The organism is Aeromonas sp. HMWF016 (assembly GCF_963878195.1).
In the GTDB taxonomy this organism is placed as follows: Bacteria; Pseudomonadota; Gammaproteobacteria; order Enterobacterales; family Aeromonadaceae; genus Aeromonas; species Aeromonas lacus.
The window spans coordinates 1-5708 of sequence record NZ_CAWNWX010000056.1 but is presented as its reverse complement, the minus strand read 5'-3'; the positions used below and the strand labels follow the sequence as shown (position 1 = coordinate 5708).

The window sequence follows — 5708 nt, the reverse complement described above, 5'->3', positions numbered from 1 at the left end:
TTCGGTCTTGGCTTCTTCGTCTATACCCTGGGGGGCAGCATCGACCGCCTCTTCTATCCGGAAGCGCTGCCGAGCCCGACCTTTGGCTCACCCGGCGTTATCTGGTCGGCGCTGACCCTGGCCATCCTGACCCTGCCGGTGGTGATCGTCTCCACCGAAGAGGGGCTGGCGCGGATCCCGAGCACCATCCGTCAGGGCTCGCTGGCGCTGGGAGCTACCCAGGCCGAGACCCTGTGGCGCATCGTGTTGCCGATGGCGAGCCCGGCCATCATGACCGGCCTCATTCTGGCGATTGCCCGTGCGGCCGGTGAAGTGGCGCCGCTGATGCTGGTGGGGGTGGTGAAACTGGCGCCGACCCTGCCGATGGATGGCAACTTCCCGTATCTGCATGTGGAGCGCAAGTTCATGCACCTGGGCTTCCACATCTATGACGTCGGCTTCCAGAGCCCCAACGTCGAGGCGGCGCGCCCTCTGGTCTACGCCACCTCCTTCCTGCTGGTGACGGTGATCGTCGGCCTCAACCTGACGGCTATCGGTATTCGCAACCACCTGCGCGAGAAATTCCGGTCGCTGGAACATTGATAGGCCAGCCACCACAGAGACGGGCAGGGGAGATGGTTTCCTGCCAGCCAAGCGTTCCGGCCGCGGGCGATGAGATTGCCCGCCGCCACCGACAGATTTTGAGGTAACAGATGATCAACGTAACGACCGCAGCGACCCAGCATACCGCGACCGACCTGCTCAACCTGAGCCCGGAGCAGACCGCGCTGGAGGTGAAGGATCTCAACCTGTACTACGGCAGCAAACAGGCGCTGTTCAACGTCAACATGAAGATCCCCAAAGGTCAGGTAACCGCCTTTATCGGCCCCTCCGGCTGCGGTAAATCGACCCTGCTGCGCTGCATCAACCGGATGAACGATCTGGTGGAAATTTGCCGCATCGACGGCGAGATCCAGCTGCACGGTCAAAACATCTATGACAAGAGCGTCGATGTCTCCGCCCTGCGCCGCCGGGTGGGCATGGTGTTCCAGCGCCCCAACCCCTTCCCCAAGTCCATCTACGAGAACGTGGTCTATGGCCTGCGTCTGCAGGGGATCAACGATCGCCGCACCCTGGACGATGCCGCCGAGCGCTCTTTGCGCGGCGCGGCCCTGTGGGATGAGGTGAAGGATCGTCTGCACGACAACGCCTTCGGTCTTTCCGGTGGTCAGCAGCAGCGTCTGGTGATTGCCCGCGCTATCGCCATCGAGCCGGAAGTGCTGCTGCTCGATGAACCGACCTCGGCGCTCGACCCGATTTCGACCCTCACCATCGAGGAGCTGATCAACGAGCTCAAGAGCCAGTTCACCGTGGTGATCGTGACCCACAACATGCAGCAGGCGGCGCGGGTATCGGATCAGACCGCCTTCATGTACATGGGCGAGCTTATCGAGTACTCGGATACCAACACCATCTTCACCACCCCGGCCAAGAAGAAGACCGAAGACTACATCACCGGTCGCTATGGTTAAGGAGAGGAGAGGATGAACTACCACAAAGAGATTGGCAGTCAATTCAACGGCTAAGGCATAATCGGAGCATCAAGGATTATTTGTATGGACAATATGAACCTCAATAAACATATCTCCGGTCAGTTCAATGCCGAGCTCGAGAGTGTGCGCAACCAGGTGCTGGTGATGGGTGGCATGGTGGAGCAGCAGCTCACCGACGCCATCGCGGCGATCCACGATCAGGATCTGGAAGCGGCGCGCAAAATCGTGGCCAACGACCACAAGGTCAACGCTATGGAAGTGGCGATCGACGAGGAGTGCACCCGCATCATCGCCAAGCGCCAGCCGACCGCCTCCGACCTGCGACTGGTGATGGCCATCATCAAGACCATCACCGATCTGGAGCGCATCGGCGATGTGGCCGACAAGATCGCCCGCATGCTGACCGACAACGCCAACAAGCCGCAGCCGCCGCTGGTGTCGTTGGAGAACATGGGCCGTCGTACCATCAAGATGCTGCACGATGTGCTCGATGCCTTTGCCCGGATGGATCTGGACGCGGCGCTGGCGGTCTACAAGGAAGATGACAAGGTGGATCGGGAGTACGAGTCCATCATCCGCGAGCTGATGACCTACATGATGGAAGATCCCCGCACCATACCGCAGGTACTCAACGTCCTGTGGGCGGCGCGGGCCATCGAGCGGGTCGGCGATCGCTGCCAGCACATCTGCGAGTACATCGTCTACTACGTCAAGGGCAAGGATGTGCGCCACACCAAGGCGGACGATCTGGGCACCTTGCTGGGCAAGGGCTAAACAGAAAGTGAATAAAAAGGCGCGTCAGGCGCCTTTTTTGTTGCATAACTGGTCGGAGTAAGATAAAGCCCCCAACTGGCTGTTTTCTGATAGAATACTCCCCCTGTGTGAGTCCCGGATGGACTCATGGTCCGGTCTCCCGGGCCCAGTTTGCCGTCTTGTGCTAAGGCGGGCGTAGCAATTAGGTTAATCATGAGTTTTGCCGATAGTTTGTTCTTTCTGATGCTGCTGGTTGGCGGCAGTGTGTTCTTCTCCCTCTCCGAGATCTCCCTCGCGGCCTCCCGCAAAATCAAATTGCAGGTGATGGCTGACGAAGGCAATCGTCAGGCCGAAAAGGTGCTGGCACTGCAGGCCCAGCCGGGCAATTTCTTTACCGTGGTACAGATTGGCCTCAATACCGTCGCCATTCTGGGCGGTATCTTGGGTGAGTCTGCCCTCAACCCCGCCATCAAGGGGATTGTCTCCGAGTTCTATCAGGGCCCTTGGCTTGGCGAGATCAGCTCCGGAGCGTCCTTCGTGTTCGTCACCGGTATGTTTATCCTGATCGCCGACCTGATGCCCAAGCGCCTCGCCATGATCATGCCCGAGCAGATCGCCGTGGTGGTGGTGCGTCCCATGCTCTTCTTTGTCACCGTGCTGATGCCGCTGGTGTGGATCTTCAACGGACTGGCCAACGCCCTGTTCCGCCTGATGCGGGTCTCCACCGTGCGCAACGACGAGATCACCTCGGACGATATCTATGCAGTGATGGATGCCGGTGCCGAAGCGGGGGTTATCCAGCGCGAGGAGCACCAGCTCATCGAGAACGTGTTCGAGCTGCAGTCCCTTGGCGTCACCTCCGCCATGACGGCCCGCGAGAGCCTCATCTACTTCACCCTGCAAGAGAGTGAAGAGAGCATCAAGGCCAAGATCGCCGAGCACCCGCACAACAAGTTTCTGGTCTGTGACCACAACCTCGACAGCATCAAGGGCTTTGTCGATGCCAAAGAGCTGCTGATCCGCGTCATCAGCGGTCAGAGCATTGATCTCATCGGCGGCAATCTGGTGCAGAACGTCATCATCATTCCCGATACCCTCAACCTCTATGAGGCGATGGAGTACTTCAAGAACCACAGAGGCGACTTTGCCGTGGTGATGAACGAGTACGCGCTGGTGGTGGGTATCGTCACCATGAACGACCTGATGAGTACCGTCATGGGCGAGTGGGCCACCCACGTGGTGGAAGAGCAGATTGTGCAGCGGGACGAGAGCTCCTGGCTGGTGGACGGGGTGACCCCCATCTCCGACGTGATGCGTGCCTTCGATATCGAAGAGTTCCCGGACGATCAGAACTACGAGACCATCGCCGGTTTCATCATGTACATGCTGCGCAAGATCCCCAAACGGACCGATTCGGTCAAATATGCAGGTTACAAGTTCGAAGTGGTGGATATCGATAGCTACAAGATCGATCAGCTGCTGGTTACCCGGATTGAACCCGCCGTCGTTACCGACAAGCTTGCTCAGGATGCGTAAAAGGAGCTTTCAGGAGTCATGAAAATGCAGTCTCATTCCCGTGCGATCGCCTGTGTGGCGCTCGCTCTGGCACTCGGCGCTTGCAGCCAGAGTGCACCGCGCAAGGCAACCGTGATTGCCAAACCGGTGGCGCCAAAGCCTGCCGTGGTTGTGCCGCAGCCGGATCCCGATGCGGTGGTGCAGAGCGCCGTGGCTGAGCCCAGCCCGGTGTTTGACGAGGAGTACCACGGGCCGGAGCAGGGATCGCTGGAGTCGGTGACCGCTCTCTTTGCCCGTGGCTACATCGAGTCGGCCATGCGTGAAACCATGCTGGCGGCGGTGAAGAATGACTACCCGCTGCTCGGTATGCGAGATGTGCGGCTGACCGATCCGGTCTACAAGTTCCTCACCTCTGCCCATGCCACCACCACGGCGCACGACTACCTCTATGCCGGTGTGCAGCGTCGCCTGGGCCGCCCGCTCAGCCCTGCCCAGTGGGAGCAGATCTGGCGTCGCTTGCCGCAGGATGGTCGGGTTTCCGACTGGGTAAAACAGATCAAGCGGGTACTGGCTGGACATTAAGCGGCCAGCTCACCATATCGCCACAAAAGGCCACCTTCGGGTGGCCTTTTGCATTTCTGCGTTTGTCTCGCCGTACGCATTCTGATTTCTGCTGATACGGATTGCCGTCAGTGGCACTTTGTTTTATCTTGTTTTGGCCATCTAGACATCCGAATGTTTTTATGGCTAAGGTGTCAGGTGCTTCACCCGGATGAAGCCGGACGATCTGCTGCGATTCTGCGCGAAACCGCAGATCAGCAAGACACATACGCAAATAACAAAGAGACACGACAGATGGAAACCAGGGAATTGTGGGTGCTGGATGGGGGCATGGGGCGCGAGTTGGCACGGCGGGGGGCTCCGTTTCGTCAGCCGGAGTGGTCGGCGCTGGCCTTGATGGAGGCGCCAGAGACGGTGCGCGAAGTGCATCAGGCCTATGTGGCGAGCGGTGCCCGGGTCATCACCACCAACAGCTATGCGCTGGTGCCATTTCATATTGGCGATGAGCGTTTCTTTGCCGAAGGGGAGGGGCTGGCGGGGCTGGCTGGTCAACTGGCCCGCGAAGTGGCTGACGAGCAGAAGGGCGCCGTGCAGGTGGCGGGTTCTCTGCCGCCGCTGTTTGGCTCTTACCGTGCCGATCTGTTCAAGGCGGACAAGGTGAGCGAGCTGGCGACCCCGCTTATCCGGGCGCTATCCCCTCATGTGGATATCTGGCTGGCCGAGACCATGAGCCTCATCGCCGAGCCACTGGCCCTGAATGCGCTGCTGCCTGAAGATGGCAAGCCGTTCTGGGTCTCTTTCACCCTGGAAGATGAGACGCCGGGCTGCGAGCCGACCCTGCGCTCTGGCGAGCGAGTGGCCGATGCGGTGACTGCGCTGGTGGCGGTCGGGGCTGATGCCATCCTGTTCAACTGCTGTCAGCCCGAAGTAATCGAAGGGGCGCTCAAGGTGGCCAGCGCCGAGTTGCAGGCGCTGGGTCGCGCTGACATTCGCCTCGGTGCCTATGCCAACGCCTTCCCGCCGCAACCCAAAGAGGCCACCGCCAACGATGGGCTGGACGAGATCCGCACCGATCTGGGGCCGCTGGATTACCTTGGCTGGGCCGAGCGCTGGCGGGTGGCCGGGGCGAATCTGATCGGCGGTTGCTGCGGTATCGGCCCCGAGCATATTCAGGCGCTGAGCAGCCGGTTGCGCTAAGGGGTCCCCATGAAAGAGAACAAGATTGGACTCTGGTCTCTCACCGCGCTGGTGTTCAGCTCAATGGTGGGGGCGGGGATCTTCAGCCTGCCCCAGAACATGGCCGAGGTGGCCGGGGCACGCGCTGTGCAGATCGGCTGGGGCGTGACG

At 60.2% G+C, this 5708-nt stretch carries 6 protein-coding genes and 1 pseudogene; all 7 read left to right on the top strand.

The window, feature by feature from the left end; genetic code table 11:
• On the top strand, window positions 1-582 hold a 582-nt coding region (locus tag AACS24_RS08130; RefSeq protein WP_258223138.1), incomplete at its 5' end, for a PstA family ABC transporter permease.
• A gap of 110 nt (window positions 583-692) precedes the next feature.
• On the top strand, window positions 693-1511 hold the full coding sequence (gene pstB / locus AACS24_RS08125) for a phosphate ABC transporter ATP-binding protein PstB (RefSeq protein WP_033114382.1): 819 nt from the start codon (window positions 693-695) through the stop codon (window positions 1509-1511).
• An 84-nt stretch (window positions 1512-1595) separates the two neighbouring features.
• On the top strand, window positions 1596-2306 hold the full coding sequence (phoU, locus tag AACS24_RS08120) for a phosphate signaling complex protein PhoU (RefSeq protein WP_033114383.1): 711 nt from the start codon (window positions 1596-1598) through the stop codon (window positions 2304-2306).
• Window positions 2307-2498: 192 nt separating this feature from the next.
• Window positions 2499-3821, top strand: a complete 1323-nt coding sequence (locus AACS24_RS08115) for a hemolysin family protein (protein WP_033114384.1) — start codon at window positions 2499-2501, stop codon at window positions 3819-3821.
• 18 nt (window positions 3822-3839) lie between these two features.
• Window positions 3840-4382, top strand: coding sequence for a hypothetical protein (locus tag AACS24_RS08110; protein ID WP_181364347.1), 543 nt, complete (start codon window positions 3840-3842; stop codon window positions 4380-4382).
• Window positions 4383-4655: 273 nt separating this feature from the next.
• Complete coding sequence (locus AACS24_RS08105) at window positions 4656-5558, top strand: homocysteine S-methyltransferase family protein (protein ID WP_108573090.1); 903 nt, start codon at window positions 4656-4658, stop codon at window positions 5556-5558.
• A 9-nt stretch (window positions 5559-5567) separates the two neighbouring features.
• Window positions 5568-5708: pseudogene (locus AACS24_RS08100) on the top strand (arginine:ornithine antiporter); the annotation flags it as partial.

Bases quoted from the DNA above. Each gene is read 5' to 3' on its own strand.
- AACS24_RS08110 (WP_181364347.1), top strand. From the start codon at position 3,840: ATGAAAATGCAGTCTCATTCCCGTGCGATCGCCTGTGTGGCGCTCGCT.
- phoU (WP_033114383.1), top strand. From the start codon at position 1,596: ATGGACAATATGAACCTCAATAAACATATCTCCGGTCAGTTCAATGCC.
- pstB (WP_033114382.1), top strand. From the start codon at position 693: ATGATCAACGTAACGACCGCAGCGACCCAGCATACCGCGACCGACCTG.
- AACS24_RS08105 (WP_108573090.1), top strand. From the start codon at position 4,656: ATGGAAACCAGGGAATTGTGGGTGCTGGATGGGGGCATGGGGCGCGAG.
- AACS24_RS08115 (WP_033114384.1), top strand. From the start codon at position 2,499: ATGAGTTTTGCCGATAGTTTGTTCTTTCTGATGCTGCTGGTTGGCGGC.